This window comes from Rhodanobacter sp. sgz306013 (assembly GCF_057031145.1).
Genome location: NZ_JBXCIJ010000002.1, coordinates 442214 through 464681 on the forward strand (window position 1 = coordinate 442214; position 22468 = coordinate 464681).

Annotated in this window: 19 protein-coding genes and 1 pseudogene; 6 read left to right on the forward strand and 14 right to left on the reverse strand. The window is 68.8% G+C overall.

Annotated elements, in window-relative coordinates:
* The first annotated feature begins 402 nt into the window (after positions 1–402).
* From AC2EWF_RS07010 to AC2EWF_RS07025, 4 genes are all read left to right on the forward strand, one after another.
* Positions 403–951: a hypothetical protein gene (locus AC2EWF_RS07010; RefSeq protein ID WP_483638645.1), complete on the forward strand. Its 549-nt coding sequence runs from the start codon at positions 403–405 to the stop codon at positions 949–951.
* 18 nt (positions 952–969) lie between these two features.
* Positions 970–1656, forward strand: a complete 687-nt coding sequence (locus AC2EWF_RS07015; protein WP_483638646.1) for a fumarylacetoacetate hydrolase family protein — start codon at positions 970–972, stop codon at positions 1654–1656.
* Between the two features lie 95 nt (positions 1657–1751).
* Positions 1752–2162, forward strand: a complete 411-nt coding sequence (gene mscL / locus AC2EWF_RS07020) for a large-conductance mechanosensitive channel protein MscL (RefSeq protein ID WP_483638647.1) — start codon at positions 1752–1754, stop codon at positions 2160–2162.
* 109 nt (positions 2163–2271) lie between these two features.
* Positions 2272–3708, forward strand: coding sequence for a M20/M25/M40 family metallo-hydrolase (locus AC2EWF_RS07025; protein WP_483638648.1), 1437 nt, complete (start codon positions 2272–2274; stop codon positions 3706–3708).
* A gap of 53 nt (positions 3709–3761) precedes the next feature.
* On the opposite strand, the gene AC2EWF_RS07030 is transcribed toward AC2EWF_RS07025, so the two are convergent.
* The 3 genes from AC2EWF_RS07030 to AC2EWF_RS07040 form a co-directional block, all read right to left on the reverse strand.
* Positions 3762–6866 (reverse strand): efflux RND transporter permease subunit, encoded by a 3105-nt coding sequence (locus AC2EWF_RS07030; protein ID WP_483638649.1) that lies wholly within the window; start codon positions 6864–6866, stop codon positions 3762–3764.
* Positions 6867–7044: 178 nt separating this feature from the next.
* Positions 7045–8172: an efflux RND transporter periplasmic adaptor subunit gene (locus tag AC2EWF_RS07035; protein ID WP_483638650.1), complete on the reverse strand. Its 1128-nt coding sequence runs from the start codon at positions 8170–8172 to the stop codon at positions 7045–7047.
* Between the two features lie 190 nt (positions 8173–8362).
* Positions 8363–8827: a MarR family winged helix-turn-helix transcriptional regulator gene (locus tag AC2EWF_RS07040; protein WP_483638651.1), complete on the reverse strand. Its 465-nt coding sequence runs from the start codon at positions 8825–8827 to the stop codon at positions 8363–8365.
* Positions 8828–8884: 57 nt separating this feature from the next.
* On the opposite strand from AC2EWF_RS07040, the pseudogene AC2EWF_RS07045 reads away from it, so the two are divergent.
* Together AC2EWF_RS07045 and AC2EWF_RS07050 are read left to right on the forward strand one after the other, a co-directional pair.
* Positions 8885–8984: pseudogene (locus tag AC2EWF_RS07045) on the forward strand (O-acetyl-ADP-ribose deacetylase); the annotation flags it as partial.
* A gap of 142 nt (positions 8985–9126) precedes the next feature.
* Positions 9127–9648, forward strand: coding sequence for an O-acetyl-ADP-ribose deacetylase (locus AC2EWF_RS07050; protein ID WP_483638652.1), 522 nt, complete (start codon positions 9127–9129; stop codon positions 9646–9648).
* Here the strand turns inward: AC2EWF_RS07050 and AC2EWF_RS07055 are convergent.
* The 11 genes from AC2EWF_RS07055 to AC2EWF_RS07105 form a co-directional block, all read right to left on the reverse strand.
* Positions 9635–11392: a BatD family protein gene (locus AC2EWF_RS07055; protein ID WP_483638653.1), complete on the reverse strand. Its 1758-nt coding sequence runs from the start codon at positions 11390–11392 to the stop codon at positions 9635–9637. The two genes, AC2EWF_RS07050 and AC2EWF_RS07055, sit on opposite strands and share 14 nt — an antisense overlap.
* Positions 11393–11478: 86 nt before the next feature.
* A complete protein-coding gene (locus AC2EWF_RS07060) occupies positions 11479–13437 on the reverse strand; it encodes a tetratricopeptide repeat protein (RefSeq protein WP_483638654.1) in 1959 nt (652 codons plus the stop codon).
* The gene (locus AC2EWF_RS07065) at positions 13434–14414 is read right to left on the reverse strand and encodes a VWA domain-containing protein (protein ID WP_483638655.1); all 981 of its coding nucleotides are present in this window, start codon (positions 14412–14414) and stop codon (positions 13434–13436) included. The genes AC2EWF_RS07060 and AC2EWF_RS07065 overlap by 4 nt, the downstream gene beginning before the upstream one ends.
* Entirely contained in the window at positions 14407–14922 is a 516-nt protein-coding gene (locus AC2EWF_RS07070) for a DUF4381 family protein (RefSeq protein ID WP_483638656.1), read from the reverse strand. The genes AC2EWF_RS07065 and AC2EWF_RS07070 overlap by 8 nt, the downstream gene beginning before the upstream one ends.
* The gene (locus tag AC2EWF_RS07075; RefSeq protein ID WP_483639123.1) at positions 14922–15857 is read right to left on the reverse strand and encodes a DUF58 domain-containing protein; all 936 of its coding nucleotides are present in this window, start codon (positions 15855–15857) and stop codon (positions 14922–14924) included. Before AC2EWF_RS07075 ends, AC2EWF_RS07070 begins: the two co-directional genes overlap by 1 nt.
* Positions 15858–15865: 8 nt before the next feature.
* On the reverse strand, positions 15866–16861 hold the full coding sequence (locus tag AC2EWF_RS07080) for an AAA family ATPase (RefSeq protein WP_483638657.1): 996 nt from the start codon (positions 16859–16861) through the stop codon (positions 15866–15868).
* A 139-nt stretch (positions 16862–17000) separates the two neighbouring features.
* Entirely contained in the window at positions 17001–19214 is a 2214-nt protein-coding gene (locus tag AC2EWF_RS07085; protein WP_483638658.1) for a type IV pilus secretin PilQ, read from the reverse strand.
* Between the two features lie 56 nt (positions 19215–19270).
* Positions 19271–19807: a pilus assembly protein PilP gene (locus AC2EWF_RS07090; RefSeq protein WP_483638659.1), complete on the reverse strand. Its 537-nt coding sequence runs from the start codon at positions 19805–19807 to the stop codon at positions 19271–19273.
* Entirely contained in the window at positions 19807–20469 is a 663-nt protein-coding gene (locus AC2EWF_RS07095) for a type IV pilus inner membrane component PilO (RefSeq protein WP_483638660.1), read from the reverse strand. Before AC2EWF_RS07095 ends, AC2EWF_RS07090 begins: the two co-directional genes overlap by 1 nt.
* Entirely contained in the window at positions 20466–21197 is a 732-nt protein-coding gene (locus tag AC2EWF_RS07100) for a PilN domain-containing protein (RefSeq protein ID WP_483638661.1), read from the reverse strand. Before AC2EWF_RS07100 ends, AC2EWF_RS07095 begins: the two co-directional genes overlap by 4 nt.
* Positions 21197–22255, reverse strand: coding sequence for a pilus assembly protein PilM (locus tag AC2EWF_RS07105; RefSeq protein WP_483638662.1), 1059 nt, complete (start codon positions 22253–22255; stop codon positions 21197–21199). The genes AC2EWF_RS07100 and AC2EWF_RS07105 overlap by 1 nt, the downstream gene beginning before the upstream one ends.
* Between the last annotated feature and the right edge of the window lie 213 nt (positions 22256–22468).

A 22468-nucleotide genomic window follows, 5' to 3' on the forward strand; every position in this document is an offset into this window, starting at 1 on the left:
TGGCATCGAGCTTCGCGCGGATCCGGTTGCGTGTCGCCTTGGTCTCCGGCGCCCGGATCACCGCGATTTCGACTACCGCTGCCACCGTCGCATGCATTTCCTGTCTCCGTGCCGGAACCGGTCCGCCCGGCCCTCGTGGGAATGACGAACAAGGCCTTCCGGAATCGACAAGGTCCCGCGCATCTTCAACAGCTGGCAGCAGCAGGATATCCGGCGCTTGCCGAAACGGAATCGGAGGCCGGAGCGCCGGGCGCGGTACCAGTCCCGGCGAACACAGGCGCAAACCGCCGGGCCCAGGGTGAGGACAGCTCTCCGGGCCAGCCCACCCGCAGGGTATTGAACAGGTTCCTGGGAGTCGGCACGCTGATGCGCGCGCCATCTTCCATGCCACGGAGCCGCCTCATGCCGAATCGTCCGTTTGCCGTCTTGCTCGCCGCCACCCTCGGGTTCGCGATCCCCGCACCGCCCACGTCGGCGACCAGCGCGCCGCCCGCCACGCACTGCAGCACGCCGGTCTACCGGCAGTTCGACTTCTGGCTGGGCGACTGGGACACCTATCGCGTGGACAAGTCGGGCCAGGTTCCGCCCGGTTCGGCTTCGGTGGCGCGCAACCAGGTCACGGCCATCCTCGGTGGCTGCGTGCTGCACGAGGTGTATCGGCGCACGGATGGCTACACGGGCGAAAGCTTCACCATCTACGACGTCACCCGCCACCTGTGGCACCAGAGCTGGGTGACCAACGAGGGGGAGCTGCTGGTGGCCGAAGGCAACCGGCAAGGCAGGTCCATCGTGCTGACCGGCAGCAGCCGCGACGCACAAGGTGCCCAGCTGCAGCGGGTGAGCTGGACGCCGCAGGGCGACGGCGTACGGGAGACGGCGCTGCAGTCCCGCGACGGCGGCAAGAGCTGGACGCCGCTGTTCGACATCCTGTTCCGTCCGCACCAACACTGAAGCGCTAGACTGGCCGGCATGGACTACGTCATCGCCCCGCCCTCCGTGCCCAGCCTGCCGATCCAGGGCAGCGCGCTGCGCTTTCCGGTACGCCGCATCTTTTGCATCGGCCGCAACTACGCTGAGCACGCGAAGGAAATGGGCGCCGCGGTGGAACCGGGGCGGCCGATGTTCTTCTGCAAGCCCGCCGACGCCGTGGTCACCGACGGCGCCGACGTACCCTACCCTTCGGCCACGAACGAGCTGCACCACGAGGTCGAGATGGTGCTGGCGCTGGGTGCGGGCGGCCGCGACGTGCCGGTGGAGCGCGCCGCCACCCTGGTGTGGGGCGTGGGCGTGGGGCTGGACCTTACCCGCCGCGACCTGCAGGCGCAGGCCAAGGCCAAGGGCCACCCCTGGGACGTGGCCAAGGCCTTCGACCATTCCGCGCCGGTGTCGGCGCTGCATCCGCTGGCCGGCGCCTTGCCCGGCGCCGACACCGAGCTGCGGCTGACGGTGAACGGCGAACCGCGCCAGCACGGCCGGCTGGGCGAGATGATCCACGACGTGCCGCGCCTGCTTGCCGCCTTGTCGGAACTGTTCGAGCTCCAGCCCGGGGACCTGGTGTTCACCGGCACCCCCGCCGGCGTGGCGGCGCTTCAGCGCGGCGACCGTTTCCATGCGGAGCTGGCCGGCGTGGCCGAACTGGCCGGCCGGATCGCCTGACCCATCCGGGTTTCGACGCGGCATTCATCCCGGCGCCGCGCGGGCTGCGCTAGAGTCACCCCGCCATTCGGCGCACCAATCGGGGAGAGGCATCTATGAGCATGCTGCAGGAGTTCAAGGCGTTTGCCATGCGCGGCAACGTGATGGACATGGCCGTCGGCATCGTGATCGGCGGGGCGTTCGGCAAGATCGTCAGTTCACTGGTCAGCGACGTGATCATGCCGCCGATCGGGGCGATCACCGGAGGCATCGATTTCTCGGCCATGAAGTGGGTACTCAAGCCAGCCGATGACAGCAACCCCAAGCACAAGATCGCCGAGGTGGCGATCAACTACGGCAGCTTCATCAATACCATCATCACCTTCATCATCATCGCGTTCGCGATCTTCATGGTGATCAAGCTGATGAACCGGCTGCAGAAGAAGCAGGAGGAAGCGCCCGCCGCGCCGCCGGCCGACGTGGTCCTGCTCACCGAAATCCGCGACCTGCTGAAGAACAGGCAGTGACCCGCGTCCGCGGGGCGGCGCGGAGCCGTCCCGCGGGCCGCGACTTCCGGCCTGTGCGGGCGCCGGAACGCACCGGATAATCGGGGCTCCCGCACCAGGAGCTCCCCGCATGCCCCGCCTTCCGCTTTCCCTGCTCGCCGCCAGCCTGCTGCTCGCCGCCGGCGCAGTCAGTGCCGCCGACACCGTCGTTCCCGCCTCGGCCGTAAAGACGGCCGAACAGCTGCGCGACAAGGCGCTCGACGACGGCACCGCGATGGCCGTGCTGACCTCGCTCACCACCGAGGTGGGCCCGCGCCTGGCCGGCAGCGGCGCCGACCAGCGCGCCCGCGACTGGGCAGTGGCCAAGTTCAAGGCGCTGGGCTTCGACAAGGTCTATACCGAGCCGGTAACCTACCCGCTGTGGGTACGCCGCCACGAGAGCGGCGCGATCATGGCGCCGTTCCCGCAACCGTTGGTGCTTACCGCACTGGGCTATTCGCCCGGCACACCGAAAGGCGGCCTCAGCGCGCAGGTGGTCGGCTTCGACAGCCTCGCCGCGCTGAAGGCCGCGGACCCCGCGACCATCAAGGGCAAGATCGTCTACGTGGGTTATCGCATGCAGCGCCACCAGGACGGGCACGACTACGGCATGGGCTCGGCCGTGCGCGTGGCCGGCCCGGTGATCGCGGCGGAGAAAGGCGCCGCCGGCTATCTCTTGCGCTCGGCGGGCACCGACGCGCACCAGCGCATCGCCCACACCGGCGTCACCGGCTTCCGCGACCCGGCCAAGGCGATCCCTGCCGCCGCTCTCTCCAATCCCGACGCCGACCAGCTCGAGCGCGTGCTGGCCTACGGCAGGCCGGTGACGGTGAAGCTCGACCTCGACTGCGGCATCGTGGGCGAGTACACCGGAGCCAACGTGATCGGCGAGATCACCGGCCGCAAGCATCCCGACCAGGTCGTCGCCATCGGCGGGCACCTGGACTCCTGGGACCCGGGCACCGGCGCGATCGACGACGGCGCCGGCATCGCCATCTCCATGGCCGCCGCCAAGCTGATCCATGACCTGCCGCAGCGTCCCGACCGCACCATCCGCGTGATCGCCTTCGCCAACGAGGAAATGGGCCTGTGGGGCGGCCGTGCCTACGCCGAGAAGCACGCGAAGGAGGTGGCGAAGTTCCAGCTCGGCACGGAGTCGGACCTCGGCGCCGACCCGGTGTATCGCATGAGCGCCAGCGTGAAACCCTCGGCGCGCGGTGCGGTCGCGCAGATCGCCGGCGTGCTGAAGCCGCTGGGCGTGGCCTACGACCCCGGGCGTCCGGGTGGCGGCGGGTCCGACCTGTCGCAGATGCACGCCAAGGGCATGGCGGCGCTGACCCTGGACCAGGACGCCACCCGCTATTTCGACTGGCATCACACCGCCAACGACACGCTGGACAAGATCGACCCGCGCAAGCTGGCGCAGAACGTGGCGGTCTACGTGGCGTTCTCGTACATGGCCGCGCAGGCCGACGGCGATTTCGGCTCCGCGCCGGGCGCGTTCGCGGGCGACGGCGCAGGGGACTGACAGCGGCAGGACGTGCCGACGGGAACGAGGCGGCCTGAAGGCCGCCTCGCTGGTCATGGCGCCGGCAGGCTATCGGCAGCCGGCTTGCGCCTGTGCCCGAAGCGCTGCTGCAGCCGGTCCATGTAGAGGTAGATCACCGGCGTCAGGTACAGCGTGAGCACCTGCGACACCACCAGACCGCCCACCACGGCGAGGCCCAGCGGGCGGCGCGAGGAGGCGCCGGCGCCGATGCCCAGCGCGATCGGCAAAGTGCCGGCGAACGCCGCCATGGTCGTCATCATGATCGGGCGGAAGCGCACGTGGCAGGCTTCGATGATGGCCTCGGCGGGCGACATGCCTTCCGCACGCTGTCGCTCCAGTGCGAAGTCGATCAGCATGATCGCGTTCTTCTTCACGATGCCGATCAGCATCACGATCCCCACGAAGGAGAACAGGTCCAGCGGCGCGTGGAAGATCATCAGCGTGAGCAGCGCGCCAACGCCTGCCGCAGGCAGTCCGGAGAGGATGGTGAGCGGGTGGATGAAGCTCTCATAAAGGATGCCCAGCACAAGGTAGATCACGAACAGGGCCAGCACCAGCAAGAGGCCCATGCCCTGCATAGACTGCTGGAAGGCCTGCGCGGTGCCTTGCACGCTGCCGGTGATCGAGGCGGGCAGGTCGAGCCGGTGCATCGCGCCGTCGATCTCGGTTACTGCCTGGCTGAGGCTTACCCCGGGCGCGAGATTGAAAGAGACGGTCACCGCCGGCAGCTCGCCCTGGTGGTTTACCGTGAGCGGCCGCGAAGTGCGCGAGAAGCTGGCCACCGTGCTGAGCGGCACCAGGGTGCCAGTGTTCGAGGTGACGTAGAGCTGCGACAGGACGGCCGGGTCGTTCTGCAGCGCGTACTTCACTTGCAGGATCACCCAGTACTGGGTGGCCGCACCGTAGATGGTGGAGACCTGGCCCTCGCCGAAGGCGGTGCCCAGCGCGCTCTGCACCTGGCGCATGGTGAGGCCCAGCGGCGCCAGCTTCGAGCGATCCACCTTCACGTCGATCGCCGGACCGTTGAGGTCGAGATCGCTGGTGACGTCCTGGAAGCCTGGCAGCTTCGCGAACGCGTCGAGCACCTTGCCCGACTCCGCGTACAGCGCGTCGAGGTCGGTGGACTGGAGGGTGTACTGGTACTGCGCCTTCGAGGCGCGGCCGCCCACCTGGATCGCCGGCGGGTTCTGCACGTAGGCGCGGATGCCCGGTACCTTGGCGAACTTCGCACGCAGCTCCTGCATGATCTGGTCGGGGCCGAGCGTGCGCTCGTTCGCGGGCTTCAGCCGCATGAAGATCGAACCGTTGTTGGTGGTGGTGCGCGAACCGCCCGACCCCACCGAGGACATGTACGCGGCGATGTTCGCATCCTTGCCCACGATGGCCGCCAGTTGCTGCTGGCGTTGCGCCATGCCGGCGATGGAAATGTCGTCGGGGCCTTCCGTGTTGACGAACAGCTGCCCGGTATCGCCCGCGGGGATGAAGTCCTTGTCCACCACCACGAACAGCAGCGCCGTCGCGGCGAGGCTGGCGAAGAACACGCCCAGCACCGCGCGCGGATGCGCCACCGCCCACGCCAGTGAACGGTTGTAGCCGTCGCGCACACGGTTGAAGCCGCGGTCGAAGGCCAGTGCCACGCGCGACTTCTGCTCGTGCTCGGCATGCTTCACGAAGCGGCTGCACAGCATGGGCGTGAGCGTGATCGACACGAAGCCGGAAATCAGGATCGCGGTGGAGATCACCACCGAGAACTCGTGGAACAGCCGGCCCACGATGCCGCCCATGAACATCACCGGCAGGAACACCGCCACCAGCGACAGCGTCATCGAGAAGATGGTGAAGCCGATCTCGCCGGAACCCTTGACCGAGGCCTCGTACGGATCCATGCCGGTCTCGACGTGGCGCACGATGTTCTCCAGCATCACGATCGCGTCGTCCACCACGAAGCCGACGACGAGGGTCAACGCCAGCAGCGAGAGGTTGTCGAGGCTGTAGCCCAGCGCGTACATCACGCCGAAGGTGCCGATCACCGACACCGGCAGCGCCAGCGCCGGGATCAGCGTGGCCGAGGCGTTGCCGAGGAACAGGTAGATCACCAGGATCACCAGCACGCCGGCCAGCAGCAACGTGTACTGGACGTCATCCACCGAGGCGCGGATGGAGTCGGAGCGGTCGTACAGCGTCTCCAGCCTGATCGACGGCGGCAGCGTGGCCTCGAACTGCGGCAGCACCGCGCTGATGCGGTCGATCGTGGCCACGGTGTTGGAGCCGGGCTGGCGATCGATCGCCAACACCACCGCCCGCCGCCCGTTGAACCAGCTCGCCACCTGGTCGTTCTGCACGCTGTCCGTGGCCTGGCCGAGCTGTGACAGCGTGACCGGCGCGCCGTTGCGCCAGGCCACGATGATGTCGTTGTAGGGTGCCGCTTCCTGCAGCTGGCCATTCGAGCTCACCTGCAGCAGCTGGCGTGCGCCGTTGAGCGAGCCGGTGGCGAGGTTGACGTTGGCATCCGCGATCGCCTGCTGCAGCGTGTCGATGCCGATGCCGTTGGCCGCCAGTTTTGCGGGATCCACGCTGATGCGCACGGCGTATTTCTGCGAACCGAACACGCTCACCTGCGCCACGCCCTCGATCATCGACAGCTGCTGCGCCAGCTGTGTCTCGCCGTACTGGTCCACGGTGGACAGCGGCAGCGTGTCGGAGCTGAGCGCAAGATAGAGGATCGCCTTGTCCGCCGGGTTCACCTTGCGAAAGGTGGGCGGCGTGGGCATGTTGGTGGGCAGCTGGCGCTGCGCCGCCGAGATCGCCGCCTGCACGTCCTGCGCGGCGCCGTCGATGTTGCGGCTGAGGTCGAAGGTCAGCGTGATCGAGGTCGAGCCCAGCGCGCTGGTCGACGTCATCTGGCTGATGCCGGCGATGGTGGAGAACTGGTTCTCCAGCGGGGTGGCCACCGCGGTGGCCATCGTCTCCGGCGAAGCGCCGGGCAGGCTCGCGCTCACTGAGATGGTGGGAAAATCCACGTTCGGCAGCTCGTTCACCGCAAGCTGCGGATACGCCACGGCGCCGAATACGATCAGCGCGATCATCAACAGCGCCGTCATCACCGGCCGGCGGATGCAGAGGGCTGGGAGGTTCAAGGAGCCCGTCCTCCGCGCCAGCACCGCGCGGCATGATTGCCAAGCCACCCGGCAGGCGAACGGACCACGCCCGCCATGACTTTCACCGGGGCGCCGCAGGAGCCCACTCCGTGCGCGATTGGCCGCGCGAAGAGCATTCGCGCACAGGGTGCGCTCCTACGAAGGAACATCGCTCCGCTCACCCTTCCACCACCCGCACCCGGGTGCCGTTGGTCAGCAGCATCTGCCCGTCGGTGACCACCTGCTCGCCGCCGGCCAGGCCCTTCTCGATCACGGTGCGGCCGCTGTTGCTGGTACCCGCAGTGACCATGCGCTGCTGTACCGTCCCGTCCGCGCCCACCACGAACACGAAGCTGCCATTCGGCGAGTTCTGCAACGCCGTCACCGGCACCGTGACCACGTCGTGCAAGCGGGCGGTGGGCAGGGTCACCTGCACGAACTGGCCGGGGGTGAGGCGATCGTCGGCATTGGCGTAGCTCGCCTTCAGCTGGATGGTGCCGGTGCCGCTGTCCACTGCGTTGTTGATGAAATCCAGCGTGGCCGGGATGGCTGCGGTCGTCGCGCCCGGCACCTGCACGCTCACCACCACCCGGCCGCGCGCGTCCGCGGCCTTGATGCCGTCCAGCGCCGACTCCGGGACGGAGAATGTCAGGTGGATCGGCCGCACCTGGTTGAGCACCACGAGGTTGGTGCTGTTCGCGTTCACCTGCGCGCCGGGATACACCAGCGGCGCCCCGGCGACGCTGTCCACCGGAGCCTTGATCTGCGCGTAGCCGAGCTGGGTCTGCGCCATCTCCACCGCCGCCTGGTCCGCCTTCACCGAGGCGGCATAGATGCCCACGTTCGCCCGGTAGCCGTCGTAGTCGGTCTTCGAAACATAGCCCTTGGCCAGCATCGGCGTGTAGCGGCGCAATACCTGTTCGGCATTCGCGAGCTGGGCCTGGTCCTTGGCGAGGTTGCCGCGCGCCTGGTCCAGCTGCGCCTGTAGCAGGCTGGGATCGATGCGCGCGATCACCTCGCCCTGGCGCACGCGGCCGCCCGGCGTGAAGGCGACGGCCTGCAGCTGGCCGCTGACGCGCGACTGCACGGTCACGGTGGAATACGCCTCGGCGTAACCGTTCACCTTGAGCGAGAGATCGAGATCACCCCGCTCGGCCCGTGCCACGTGCACCGGTACCGCCTGCGCGGCCGCAGGCCGGCCCGGCGCAGCCTTGCCGCGATCCGACCAGGCATGCGCCACCAGCGCAGCCAGCACCACCACGACGAGCAGCGCCGCAGGTTTCTTCCAGGAGATGCGCTGCGGCATGGGGTCTCCGCTGACGGAATGCGTACCATCCCGCCGACCGGGGATCCCGGCGCCGCAACGCGGGGGATCGGCAGGAACCAAACAGTGCTAAAACGCGCCATGCACCGTCGCGTTGACTGTCACGGCATATTTTCACGCCGATGGCCGCCAGCGCCGCCCACGACGACCGGCACTTCCGGTGCGCGCACGCCTAGTTCTGGCCGCCCGGCGGCAGCTCGGCCGCATCCAGCGCCTGCAGGTTCTCCTTGATCCGCCCGATCACTTCCAGTGCCTGCTTCAGCTCGTCGTACTCGATGCCGCGGGTGGCCTCGCCGCGCAGGCCACGCGCGATCTGCTCCATGTCGTCCACCACGTCGTGCGCCTGCGCGGTAACGTACAGCCGCCACGCGCGGCGATCCTTTGGATCGGGGCGCCGCTCCACGAAGCCCGCCGCCTGCAGGCGATCGATCACCCGACCGACCGCGATCGGCTCCATCTCCAGCGCCTCGGCCAGTTCGTTCTGGCGCATGCCTTCGCGGTGGTAAAGCATCTTGGTGGCGCGCCACTGCGCGCGGGTGAGCCCGAACTTCACCGCGCGGCGATCGAAGTGCTTGCGGAACAGCAAGGTCACGTCGTTCAGCAAGTAGCCGAAGGAAAGCTCTTCCGTTTTCGCCATGATGATTGCAACCTCGCCGTCACATGATCCAAGCATAAGCCGAAAGTGCCCGCCCACATGCCCATCGCCGTCATCGCGGCCGACATCACCACGCTCGCCGCGGACGCCATCGTCAACGCGGCAAACGAGACGCTGCTCGGCGGCGGCGGGCGAGCGGCGGCGCTTGCGCGAGTCCGGTGGACTTGCGCGCCGGGGCGAGCGCCGGAGGCAGGATGCCGGAGGCCGGGTTGCCTGGCGAGCGAGGGAACGCGAGCCTGGCAACGACTCGACTCCGTCGCCGCCGCACGCGGCGCCCACCCGTGACCATCCACCTCATCGCCGCCGACATCACCACGCTCGCCGCGGACGCCATCGTCAACGCGGCAAACGAGACGCTGCTCGGCGGCGGCGGAGTCGACGGCGCCATCCACCGCGCCGCCGGCCCTGCGCTGCTGGAAGCTTGCCGGGCGCTGCCGCCGGTGGCGCCCGGCGTGCGCTGCCGCACCGGCGAGGCGCGGATCACGCCCGGCTTCGCACTGCCGGCGCGCTGGGTGATCCATACCGTGGGCCCGGTCTGGCACGGAGGCGGCCGCGGCGAGGCAGCGCTGCTGGAAAGCTGTCACCGCAGCGCGCTGCGCCTTGCGCGCGAATACGATCTGCACTGCATCGCTTTTCCCGCGATCAGCTGCGGCGTGTACGGCTACCCCGCGCCGCTGGCCGCCAGGATCGCGCTGGGCACGCTGCGCGAAGAACTGGATCGCGATCCCACGCTCGACCTCATCCTGTGCTGCCACGGCGAACCGATGCGCGCGGTGTTCCAGGCGGCACTCACTTCAGCTTGAACGGATACAACGGCGGCAAGGCGCCGCTGTCGGGCTCGCCCTCCACGCGCCACCCGAAACCATGCTTGAACGCCGCGGCGAGATCGTCGCCATCCGCCGGGGCATCCTGCGTGGCGCCATAACAGCGGCGCTGCAGCGCGGCGAGTGCGCGGCGCTGCGCCTCGTCAGCCAAGGCCGCGGCCAGTTCGCCGGGTTGCCGGACCGAGGAGCGTTCCGCCTGTGCCCACGCCAACAGGCTGCGCAACTGCGCACCCGCATCGCGACCGCGCGCAGCGGCGAGAAAGGCCTGGCGGGCGCGGCGGGCGGATTCGGCAATCCCACTGCCTGCTGTGGTCACGGCCATGGCAGGGGCGTGCGCCGCGCGCCGGCGCCACAACCACCACGCCAGCACGCTGAGCAGCCACAGCAACAGGCTGGCCAGCGCGATCCATCGCCACACCGAACCGTGCGACGTGGCGCCCGCCGAAGCGGCCGCCACCGGCCCCACTGCGGCCGGGGTCGACGAAGCAGCGGACGTCGTACTCGTGCCGGCCGGGGGCGGCCCGGCCGGCGCACCGGCTGCCGGCAACACCGTGATGCTGTGCGGGGGAATCTCGGCGGACTGCTCCTGCCCGGTGTCCACGTCGAACCAGCGCAGCGTGGTGGCCGGCAGGGTCAGCGTGCCAGCCTGCTCGGGCACCACCGCAAAGGCGCGCTGGCGGCTGCCGACCAGCCACGGACCGTCGTTGGTGGTGGCGGCGGCCGGCTGGTCCGGATACACCGTGGCACCTTGCAATGCCGGCAGACTCAGTGTCGGCAGTGTCTCGAACGACAGGCCGGTGGCGCTGAGCTTCATCACCAGGTTGATCGGCTGGCCCACGCGCACTGGCGTGTTCGCATCGGGCCAGCCGGAGAGTGTCAGGCTGAGCGCGCGCGCCGGCAGCCACGCCGACTTGCCCCAGTCCGCCGGCGCCGCCTGCACCGGCACCGTCAGCGCGGGCGCACTGGCCGACACCGGCGTGCCCGCGCCGAAAAAGCTGTCTGGATCGCTGGGGTCCAGCGCCTCGCCCTGGAAACCCAGCGCGGGAATCTGCAGCGTGCCGGCATGCTGCGGCACCAGCGCGTAGCGCCGCTCGATCACGTGGTATTGGCGGCCACCGCGCATCGCGTCATAGCGCAGGTCGCCACCGACTTGGCTGAGCTGCACGCCGTCGATCTGCGGCGCGTCCAGCGAACCGCTGCTTATGTTGCCGCTGTAGTAGAGCCGCACCACGTAGCTGAGCTGCTGTCCCACCCAGGCCTGCTGCGGCGTGATCTCGGCCTCCATGAACAGGTTCTTGTGCATGGCGGCAGCGGCGGCCGGATTCGGCGCCACGACCTCTAGCGTGAGCGGCGCAGTCTGCGCTCCCGCCACAGTAAGCGGAGGAATCGTGAGCGTGCCCACATGTTTCGGCCGCAGCACCACGCCGATCACCAGCTCGGCGCTGCGCTTGCCGTTGACGATGCTGAGGCTGCTGCTCTGCGATCGGCCGAGCACGTCGAAGTCCTGCTGCAGTGGACTGAGGTCGGGCATCGCCAGGTTGCCGCTGCCGCCGTCGACGTGCAGGTTCAGCGTCACCGTTTCGCCCAGCTGCATGCTGCTGCGATCCAGCGTGGCCTGCACGCCGGCGGCGCGCGCCAGCAACGGCATGGCCAGGCACAGCAGCAGGCACAGAATCTTAAGAGTGCGGCTAGGGATGGCCGCCCGTTTGATCTTCGCGATCATGGACGAGCGCAAAAACCGACTACCTGGGATGGCCGTCCGTTTGACCTTCGCGGGCGACGACGACCGCAAAAACATCGCCTGGTGCATTACGGCCCATCCTCATCGGTTACGCCGCCGTGGCGGCGCTGGTATTCCAGCTCGAACTTGCGCCGCAACAGCGCACCCGGATCGTCGGGCACACGCTGCAAGGCCTGGCGCAGGTCGGCCGGCAACTTCGATTGCAGGTCATCGGCACCCTCCGCACCGAGCTGGTGCGTGGGGGGCGGTGGTGCCCCTGGTCGACCGGGGGCACCCAGCTGCTTGTCCAGTTGCTGTTTCAGCGCCTGCTGCGCCTTGGCGGCCTGCGCCTGTTGCGCGGCCTGCTGTTCGGACGTCGACTGCGACTGGTCAGCTGCCGTGGCGGATTGATCGGAAGACTTCGCGTCGGCCTGCTTCGACTGGTCCTGCGGCGACTGGCCCGCATCGTTCGACGGAGCCTGCTGCTTCTGCGACTGCGCCGGGTGGTCGCCTTGCGGCGAAGACTGGCCGGAGGAATCGCCGCTGTTCCCGCCCTGCCCGTCCTCGCCTTGCTGGTTCTTGTCCTGTTTGTCCTTGCCCTGGCCGCCCTCGCCTCCCTGCCCCTGCGACGAGGACGAGCCACCTGATTTCTGCTGCTGCGGCGACGATGAGTGCTTCTGCGGCGGCTGTTTGCGCAGCCAGTCCTCGACCGCCTGCCGGTTCGCCTTGGCGTCGGCGTTGGCCGGATCGAACTTGAGCGCACGGTCGTAGGCATGGATGGCATCCTCGTATTTACCTTCGCGCGCCAGTGCATTGCCGAGGTTGTAGGCCGCGTCGCCACCCTTCGCCGTGCCCAGCGCCTGCGCCGCGGCGGCATAGTCGCCGGCACGATACGCCGCCGCGCCGCGCCAGGCCGGATCGCGCGCCAGCCGCATCGCCCGTTTCGCGTCGCCGTGCCTGAGTGCTTGCGCCACCTGCTGGTCACGACGCTGCCACAGGTCGCGCCAGGTCGCCGCATGCGCCGTGCCCGGCAGCATCGGCAACAGCACCACCGGCAACAGCAGCAGCCAGCCGCGACGGAACGCCAGCGCCGCCAGCGGCAGCAGGAGCAGCAGCAGCCACGGGCCGCGATCCTGCCATTCGTCGCCGGCCCGGCCCTGGGCCGCCTGCGCGGGACCTGCGTGCAGTTCTGCCTTCAGCGCGGCGACATCACCATCATCCGCACTCATGGCCACGTAGCGGCCACCTCCTGCCGCCGCCACGGCGGCCAGCGCCGCGTCGTCGCGCCCGGCCAGCTGCAGATCACCCTTGGCGTCGTGCAGGAAGCCGCCGCCGGGCAGCGGCACCGGTGCACCCTGCACCGTGCCGACACCGAGTACCGAGACATGCACGCCTTCGCTGCGTGCCTGGCGGGCGGCGGCCTGCGCCGCGGTGCCGGCGGTGTCGGCGATCAGCACCAGCGAACCGCCGCTGACCCCGGCGTCGCGGATCAGTGCCGCGCCGCGTTCGATCGCGGCCGCCGCATGGTCGCCGTCCACAGGCATGGTATCCGGCGCCATCGCATCAAGCAGGGTACCGAGGCTGTGGACGTCGGACGTGAGCGGCGCCACCACGAAGGCCTCGCCGGCGTAGCCGATCAGCGCGTTGAGACCATCCTGGTTTGCCTGCAGCAGGTCGCGCGCCTTGAAGCGCGCGCGGTCGATGCGGCTGGGCGCCACGTCGTGCGACAGCATGCGTTGCGACAACGAGATCGCCACCACCTGGGCCGCACGGCGCGCGTACAGCGGTTGCTCGACACGACTCCATGCAGGCCCCGCCAGCGCCAGCACGGCCAGCAGCCACGCCAGCGCGAGCAGGCCCAGCGGCAGTCGCGGCCGCGCGGATCGCCCCTGCAACAACGACGGCAGCAGTTCCGCGTCGACCAGCCGCGACAACGCCTGCAGGCCGCGGCTGCGACGGGATGCCTGCCACAGCAGCCACGGCAACACCACCAACGCCCACAGGCACCATGGCCGGAGGAAATGGAACTGGGCCAGCGTTGCGTTCATGCCGATGCCTCCCCCGGCCGCCAGCGAGGCAGCCCGGCCAGCAACCACAGCAGCAGCGCGGCGGCGAGCGGCCAAGCGAACCACTCCTTACGTGGCCGCAGGATCGGGCCGTGCTGCGGCATCGGCTCCAGTGCATCGATGGTGCGGTAGGCGTCGGCGAGCTGATCGCTGTCGGTGGCGCGGAAAAAGCGGCCGCCGGTCTCGCTGGCGATCTTCGTCAGCATCCCGGCGTCGAGATCGGCGGACGGATTGACGATCTGGCTGCCGAAGAATCCCGGCACGCGCATGCGGGTGGCACCGATGCCCACGGTGTAGATGCGCACGCCGGCCGCCCTGGCGGCGCGGGCGGCTTCCAGCGGCGAGATGCTGCCTGCGTTGTTGACTCCGTCGGTGAGCAGCACCAGCACGCGCGCCTGCGCGGGCAAGGCGGACAGTCGCTTCACTGCGATGGCGATCGCGTCGCCGATCGCCGTCTCGGTGCCAGCCAGGCCGACGGCCGCACCCTGCAACTGCGCACGTACCGCATCGAGATCCCACGTGAGCGGCGTCACCAGGAAGGCCTGGCTGCCGAACAGGATCAGGCCCATCTCGTCACCGCGGCGGCGGTCGATGAAGTTGCCGGCGATCGCCTTCACCGCGCCAAAGCGGCTCACCGACTGGCCGGCCAGCTCCATGTCCGGCGTACGCATGCTGCCGGAAAGATCCACCGCGAGGAACAACGCACGGCCGCTGCGTTGCTGCGCCTGCGGCGGCCCCACCCACTGCGGACGCGCCGCCGCGACCACCAGGCACAGCCAGGCCAGCGCCAGCAGCCAGGGCGTTAGGCTGCGCGCGGTGCCCCCCGCAACCTCAGACAGATGCAGGCCCGGTTGTGGCAGATGCAGCGCCTGTCCGGGCGTGACGGGCGGCAGTGTGCGCCGCAGCAACCAGGGCAGGGGCAGCAACAGGAACAGCCATGGCCACGCGAACTCAAACATGGTCCCGCTCCGACGCCACGCGCTTCCACACGTGCTGCTTGGCGGCGGCATACAGCCACGCGCGCGCAGCGACCAGCACGGCCGCTGCGTCGAACGCGCCGCGCGGGCGATACATCGCGGATTCCAGCGCTGCCAGCCGGGCCAGCGTCGCAGGCTGCACCGGTACGCGCGCCAGCGTGGCGCGCCACGCTTCGCCCTGCTGTTGTGTCGCCGTACCGTCGTGGACGCGCGCCACCCGGCGCAGCAGTTGCTGCAACGAGGCCGCCAGCAGGGCATCGTCGCCCTCATGCGCATGCCGCTGGGCGTGGCGCTCCAGTTCGCCCAGCCACTGCTTGCGTCGTTGCTGCAGGCGGCGTCGGCGACGCCACAGCAAGGCCAGCACCGTCCCGGCCAGCATGACCAGTGCCGCGAGCAGCCACCATCCCGGCGCAGGAGGCCACCACGACGGCGCGGGCGGGAGGTGGATGTCGCGCAGCATCGGGCCGGGCGGAGATGGCGCCACTCGCATCATCGCCGCATCCCCGTCGCACCCAGCAGTTCGCTCACCATCTGCAGCGGATCGTCGCGCGTGTCGAGCACGCGGCAACGCAGGCCCGCGCTGCGCGCCAGCGTTTCCAGCCGTGCCGGCCCGGCGCCCAACACCTGCTGGAACTCGCGGCGCTGGCGCTCGCCCAGCAGCGCCACCTCACGGCGTTCGCCGGCGTGCTCCAGTGGATAGCGGCCCGGCGGAGGCAGCTCGCGCTCCAGTGCATCGGCCAGCACCAGCGCGCCGACACCGGCGCGTGCCTTGAGTTCGAGCAGGTGCTGACGCGCCTCGGCGTCCGCGCTGAAGCCGTCGCTGACCAACAGCACACGACTGGCGCCGTGTTGCAGCCGGCGTGCGCGCAGCAGCGCGGCGGACAGGGATTCGGCGCGTCCTGCCGGTGGCAGAGCATCCCACTCCGCCAGCGCGCCGCACACCGCCAACGCGCCGTGCGCACCGCCTTGCGGGCGCAGCAGGCGGTCGTGCCCGCCGAAGGCCATCATGCCCACGCGTTCGCCCGCACGCACGGCCAGCCATGCCGCGATGGCTGCAGCGCGCGCGGCCTGCACCGACTTGAAGCGGGCGCGGGTGCCGAAACGCAGGCTGGCATGCGTGTCCAGCAGGATCAGCAGGCGGCCCTCGCGTTCCTCCTGGTACAGCTTGGTGTGCAGCCGGCCGCTGCGGGCGGTGAGCCGCCAATCCATCCGTCGCACGTCGTCGCCTTGCTGGTAGGCACGCGACTCGGCGTAGTCCATGCCGCGACCGTACAGGCGGCTGGACTGCTGTCCGCTGCGCTCCGAGCGGCTTTGCACGGAAGCCAGTCTCGCGCGCCCGATGCGCGCGCCCGATGCGATCAGTTCAGCCAGCGACACGCTCGTGCGGCCGTCGCCGTCGACGCGATGCGGCAAGGCGGCATCCACGGAAGCGTTCACGGCAGCGGCACGAGATCCAGCAGCCGGGTGACCACCTGGTCGCTGCGCACGCCCTCTGCCTCGGCCTCGTAGCTGAGCAGCACACGGTGGCGCAGCACCTCGTGCACGATCGCATGCACGTCTTCTGGCAGCACGTAGTCGCGCCCGGCCAGCCACGCCTGCGCGCGGGAACAGCGATCCAGCGCGATGGTGCCGCGCGGGCTGGCACCCCAGGCGATCCAGCGCTTCAGCTCCGGCCCGTAGCGGCCGGCGTCGCGCGTGGCCAGCACCAGCTGGGCGAGGTATTCCTCCAGCGCCGGGGCCATGTGCACTGCCATCGCGGCATCGCGCGCGGCGAACACCTCGGCTTGGTCCAGCACGGCCCTTGGCGCAGATTCAGGGTGCGCTCGCCGGCTGGCCTGCTCGCGGGCGAGCTGGAGGATCGACAGTTCCGACGCGGCATCCGGATAGCCGATGGTGACGTGCAGCAGGAACCGGTCGAGCTGCGCCTCGGGCAGCGCGAACGTGCCCTCTTGCTCGATCGGGTTCTGCGTCGCCATCACCATGAACAGATCCGGCAACGGCCGGGTGGTCCGGCCCACGGTGATCTGGTGCTCGGCCATCGCCTCCAGCAGGGCCGACTGCACCTTGGCTGGCGCGCGGTTGATCTCGTCGGCCAGCACGATGTTGTGGAACAGCGGGCCGCGCTCGAACTCGAAGCCGCCGCTCTGGGGACGGAACACGTCGGTGCCGGTGAGATCGGCGGGCAGCAGGTCGGGGGTGAACTGCACGCGGTGGAAGTCCGCGTCGATGCGCGCGGCCAGCGCCTTGACCGCGGTGGTCTTGGCCAGGCCCGGCGCACCCTCTACCAGCAGGTGGCCATCGGCGAGCAGCGCCACCAGCAGGCAATCCACCAGCTTCGGCTGGCCGATGATGCAGGCCTGCAACTCGTCGCGCAGCCTCGCGAAGGCCTGCTGCAGGCTGCTGCGGGGCGGTGTTTCGGGCATGTCCATCATGGGGTTCCGGCGACAGGTCGCCGCTATCGACCGCGGCGGAGCCCGGAAGTTTAGTCGACGACGCCCGTGCGTTCAGGTGCGCAACGCAAAGAGGCGGCCGAAGCCGCCTCTTTGCGTATTGCGCGGGCGCGACGCCTTACTGCAGCGAATCGTTGAGGATGCGCGGCGTCACGAAGATCAGTAGTTCCGCCTTGGTGTTGTTTCGTGAGGTATTGCGGAACAGGTAGCCGATGCCCGGGATGTCGCCGAGGCCAGGCACCTTGGTGATGGTGTTGGTCTTGTTGATCTCGTAGATGCCGCCCAGCACCACGGTCTGGCCGTTGTCCACCAGCACCGAGGTGTTCACAGACTGCGTATTGATCTGCGGCACCGTGCCATTCGGCGTGGAGAGGAACTTCGCCAGCGAATCCTTCTTCACGTTGATCGCGAGGTAGACGCGGTTGTCCGCGGTGATCGTCGGCGTGACCTTGAGCTCGAGCACCGCGTCCTTGAATTGCACCGAAGCCGTGGGTGCGGCAGAACCGCCGACGCCGCCCTGGTAGGTGACGTAGCCGATCTCCTGGCCCTGGCGGATCACCGCCTCCTGCTGGTTCGCGGTGACCACGCGCGGGCTGGAGATCACCTCGCCGCGGCCCTCGGTCTGGGCTGCCGACAGCTCCAGGTCCAGTGCGTAGTTCTTGCCGAGGATGGCCAGGCCCAACACACCCGACGCCGCCGAATTCGATACAGGCAGGTTCACGTTGAGGCCGGTACCCCCGCCCAAGGTGGCGCCGGTCGTGGTGCCGCCCGTGCCGGAGTTGCTGCCCAAGTTGCTGCCGTTGGCCCCACCGATCTGCAGCACCTGGCCGCTGGGATTGGTGCGCTGGCCGTTGGCGCCCCACTTCACGCCCAGCTCGCGGGTGAAGTCGTCGCTGGCGATCACCACGCGCGACTCGATCAGCACCTGCTGCACCGGCTTGTCCAGCACCGCGACCAGCTTGCGGATCTGCTCGGTTTTCTCGGCGGTGTCGTTGAGCAGCAAGGTGTTGGTGCGCTCGTCATAGGAGACGCTGCCGCGCGCTGACAGGAAGCCGCGCGAGACGCCGGCCCCGCCTGCGGACGAACCGCCACTGCTCTGCTTGCTTTCGGTGGTGAGCAGCTTGGCGATGTCCGCCGCCTTGCCGTAGCTGATCGGGATATAGGTGGTGACCAGCGGCGCATTGTCCTCGGCCTTCATGCGCGCGGCAGCCACATCTTCCTCGTACTTCGCCAACTCCTGCTGCGGCGCCACCCAGATCACATTGCCGTCGCGTCGCTTGTCCAGGCCCTTGGCGCGCAGGATCACATCCAGCGCCTGGTCCCAGGGCACGTTCACCAGCCGCAGGGTGATGCTGCCGGTGACGCTGTCAGCCGCCACGATATTGAGGTGCGAGGTATCGGCGATCAGCTGCAGCACCGAACGCACCGGGATGTCCTGGAAGTTGAAGGTGGCGCGCGTGCCGCTGTAGGCCGGATGCTGGTCCGGGGCCACCGTGCCACCACCGGCGGTGCTCTCGCCCTTCTTGGCCGCCACCTCGACCACGTACTGGTTGCCCTCCTGCCAGGCCGAGGTATCCACCAGGCCCTTGGTGGCGATGGTCATCTGCACCCCGCCGGCGGCGCCGACACGGGTATTGATCGACTGCACGGGAGTGGCGAAGTCCAGCGTGTCCAGCCGCTGCGCGAGGTTCGCCGGCACGCTGGCGTTGGGGATGCTGACCTCGACCTTGTCGCCGATCGTGCGCATCTGCGCGTCGGCGCCCGGGCCACTGAAGCTAACCAGCACGCGGCCCTGGCCGTTGGCGCCTCGGCGGAAGTCGACGCCGGTGACGCTGAGGCCTCCGGTGGCGGTCGCTGGCAGGTGCTTGGACGGATCGATGATCGCCGCGGTGGTGACGCTGCGCTGCGCCGGTACCGGGGCGGCTGCGGTCTGCGGGGCGCTGCCGTTGGCCACCGTGAGCACCAGGCTGTTGCCTTCGACGGCCGACTGGTACGACACCGGACGCATCAGCTCCACGATCACCCGCGTGCGGTTGCCGGCGGACACCGCCGACACGCCGGATGTGGCGCCCTGGCCGATGTCCGTGTGGCGCTGTGCGGTGGTGCCGGTGTCCGCGAAATCGATCGCGATGCGCGCCGGGTTGTCGGTGGTGAAGATGCGCGGTTGCGGCACCGCACCGGCGAAGTTCAGGTGCAGCTGCACGGCGCCGCCGGGCAGCGTGGTATAGCTGATGTCCTTCAGCGTGCTGGAACCTGCAGCGAGCACGGCCTGGCTGAAGCCAACGCCAGCAAGCAGCAGCAGTGACAGGAGACAACGTATGGCGTGGCGCATGACCCGGCCCCGGACGGATTGAATGTGGTTGCTCATTGCATCAGCCCCTGTGTCCCCTATTTATCGCCGAGCGCGATACTGGCCGGACGTTCCATCCAGCCGCCATTGCCGTTGGATACCAGTTCAGTCAGATCGATGTGGTCGTCGCCGATGGCGGTGATGCGGCCGTAGTTCTGGCCCATGTATTCGCCGCGGTGCACCGGATGGATCACGCCACTGGGATCCTTGACCAGCGCCTCGGTACCCGGGCCGGTGCCGATCGTGCCGACCATTTTCAGGCTGTCCAGCGCGAACATTTCAAGCGGCTGCTTGGGCCGGTTCTGGTCCGGGCGCGGCCCGCTGGTGGCGATCGACTGTTCCGCGGCGCTGGGGCCGAACGGATCACGCAGATCCTGGTCCGCGTAGGTGAAGGTCTCGAAGGTCTTGATCACCGGCAACGGCGGAATCGGCGCGCCCTTCTTGGCCTTCTGCTGGGCAATCCATTCGCGCAGGTCCGAGGTGCCGCGGGTGCAACCACCGAGCAGCAGCGCGGCGAGCAGCAGCAGGGCGAGGCGCGACAGCATCGACGGCTTCATGGCAGTGGACAGCTTCATCACTTGCGCCCCCCTGCCTTGGCCGGATTCTTCTTCGCCTCGGCGGCGGCCTCGTCTTCGTCCAGGTAACGGTAGGTCTTCACCGTGCCCTGCAGCACCAGCTGGCCGTCGGTGGACGTACCGTCCTTACCGGCGTGTTCGGGCGTCAGCGAGACGTCGTGCATGGTCAGGATCACCACGCGCGGCAGCGAGGCCACTCCGCTGATGAAGGTGCCGAACTGGTGGTAGGTGCCTACCATCTTCAGCTGGATCGGCTTCTCGGCATAGAAGTCCTTGGGCACCTCGGGCTGCGGCACGAAGGAGTCGACCTGCAGGCCGGCCGACAGCGCGGTCTGCGAGATGTCGATCAGCAGCTCCGGCATCTCCGTCTTGCTGGGCAGCTGGCGCAGCAGCTGGCGCAACATGTCCTTCATCTCGTCGAGCTGCTGCTGCAGTGCATCGAGGTTCACCGCCTTGGCCTGCTTGGTGGTGAACTCCTGCCGGAGCTGGGTCTCCTTGCCCGCCAGGGAGGCGAGGTCGTCCTGCTGGCTGCTGACGTAGAAGTACCAGCCGAGCAGCACCACCAGTCCGAACAGCAGCGCGGTGAAGAAGATCTTGACCGACTGCGGCCAGCCGCCGATGTTGTTGCGGTCCAGGCCGCGCAGATCGTCGAGGAGTTTCATGCCTTGGCTCCTCCCCTGACGGCTGCGGCAGCCGGTTTGTCTTCATGCGCCGGAGCAGCCGGGGACTTCGCGGCAGGCGCGACCGCATGGGCGGGCGGCAGGGAGTCCGGGACGCTGCCGGCATGCGCCGGTGCCGCGGCCGACCCCGCCTCGGCCGGTGCGGCGGCGGCGCCGGTTTCGTCCGGCTTCGGCTTGCTCAGCTTCACGTTCAGGCCGAAGCCGTAGGGCATGCGCGAGGCGTCGTGAGTGTTCTCGGTCTTGCGCAGATCGACATGGCCCATCCACTGCGACACTTCGATGTTGCGCATGTATTCGGCCACGCTGGCGTTGGATTGCGCCACGCCGTCCAGCGACATGGTGTCGCCGGCCTGCTTGAGCGCGGTGAGGCGCACGCTGCTGGGTATCGTCTTCACCAGCTCGTCGAACAGGTGGACCATCTTCGAGCGGTCCGATTGCAGCTGCTCGATGATCTGCTTGCGCGCCAGGAGATGCTCGCGCACTTTCTCCAGATCCTTGATCTTTTCGATCTTGACGTCGAGCTGCTTGATCTCGCCCTGCAGGATGGCGTTGCGGTCGTTCTGGTTGTCGATGCGCGCGGTCATCCAGATCGCCCACAGCAGCACGAAGCCCAGGCCGGCCACGAAGGCGGCGCCGAGCTGGCCGTAGAACTCGCGTTCGCGCAGCTTGCGCCGCTCCGCACGCCACGGAAGGAGGTTGACGTGGGCCATCAGTCGAAGCTCCTCAGGGCGAGGCCGACCGCGATCATCAGCGCCGGCGCGTCCTGGGACAGCGATTGCCCCTGCACCTTCGGCGACATCGACATACGCGCCAGCGGATTGGCCACCACGCAGGGCACTCCGACGTGCTCCTCGAGCATCACGGCGATACCGTCGATGGTGGCGCAGCCGCCGGCCAGCACCACTTGGTCGACCTTGCTGTATTCGCTGCCGGCGAAGAAGAACTGCAGCAGGCGGCTGACCTGCTGCACCAGCGATTCCTTGAACGGCTCCAGCGCCTCGCTGTGGTACGACTCCGGCAGGCCACCTTTGCGCTTGGCGCGGCCGGCCTCCTCGTAGGAGAGCCCGTAGCGGCGCATGATCTCGTCGGTGAGCTGCTTGCCCCCGAACACCTGTTCGCGCGAGTAGATCGTGCGCTGGTTTCGCAGCACCGACAATGTAGTCATGGTCGCGCCCACATCGACCACCGCGACCAGGGCGTCACGCCCCACGTTGAGCTGGTCGGTCAGCAGGGCGAACGCGTTTTCCATCGCGAAGGCCTCGACGTCGATCACCTTGGCGGTCAGTCCTCCCAGCTCCAGAGCGGCCACGCGCATGTCCACGTTCTCTGTGCGCGAGGCGGCGAGCAGGATGCTGTTCATCTCCGGGTTGTCGCGTACCGGGCCCAGCACCTCGAAGTCGAGGCTCACTTCGTCGATCGGATAGGGGATGTACTGGTTCGCCTCGACCTGGATCTGGCCTTCCAGATCTTCCTCGGAGAGCTCACTCGGCATCGGGATGATGCGGGTGATCACCGCCGAGCCGGCCACCGCGGCGGACGCGTGCTTGAGCTTGGAGCCGGAACGCGCCAGCGCGCGGCGGATCGCCTCGCCCACCGCCTCGACCTCGACGATGTTCTTCTCGACCACGGCGTTCGGCGGCAGCGGCTCGACCGCGTAATGCTCGACGCGATAGCGCCCGCCGGCCTGGCTGAGCTGCAGCAGCTTGACGGCGGTCGAACTGATGTCGACGCCGATCAGCGCCGGCTTCTTGGGTGTGAAGAGCCCCACGGTGTTCCCCCTTTGCCCCTGGGCGCCAGCAGCCGGATTTCCGACCGATGTGCGCTGGCATTAGATCGAAAAATTAACGCCCCCGCAATGGCCTGCCGCGGTTTTCTCAAGTATTTCCCGTGATGGCGCCCACATTTGGACCACGGCCTTCGCGCAGCGTGACGAGGGCCTCGTTTCGGCCCGGACGGAGGATCTTGCGATTGCCCCGGTCGC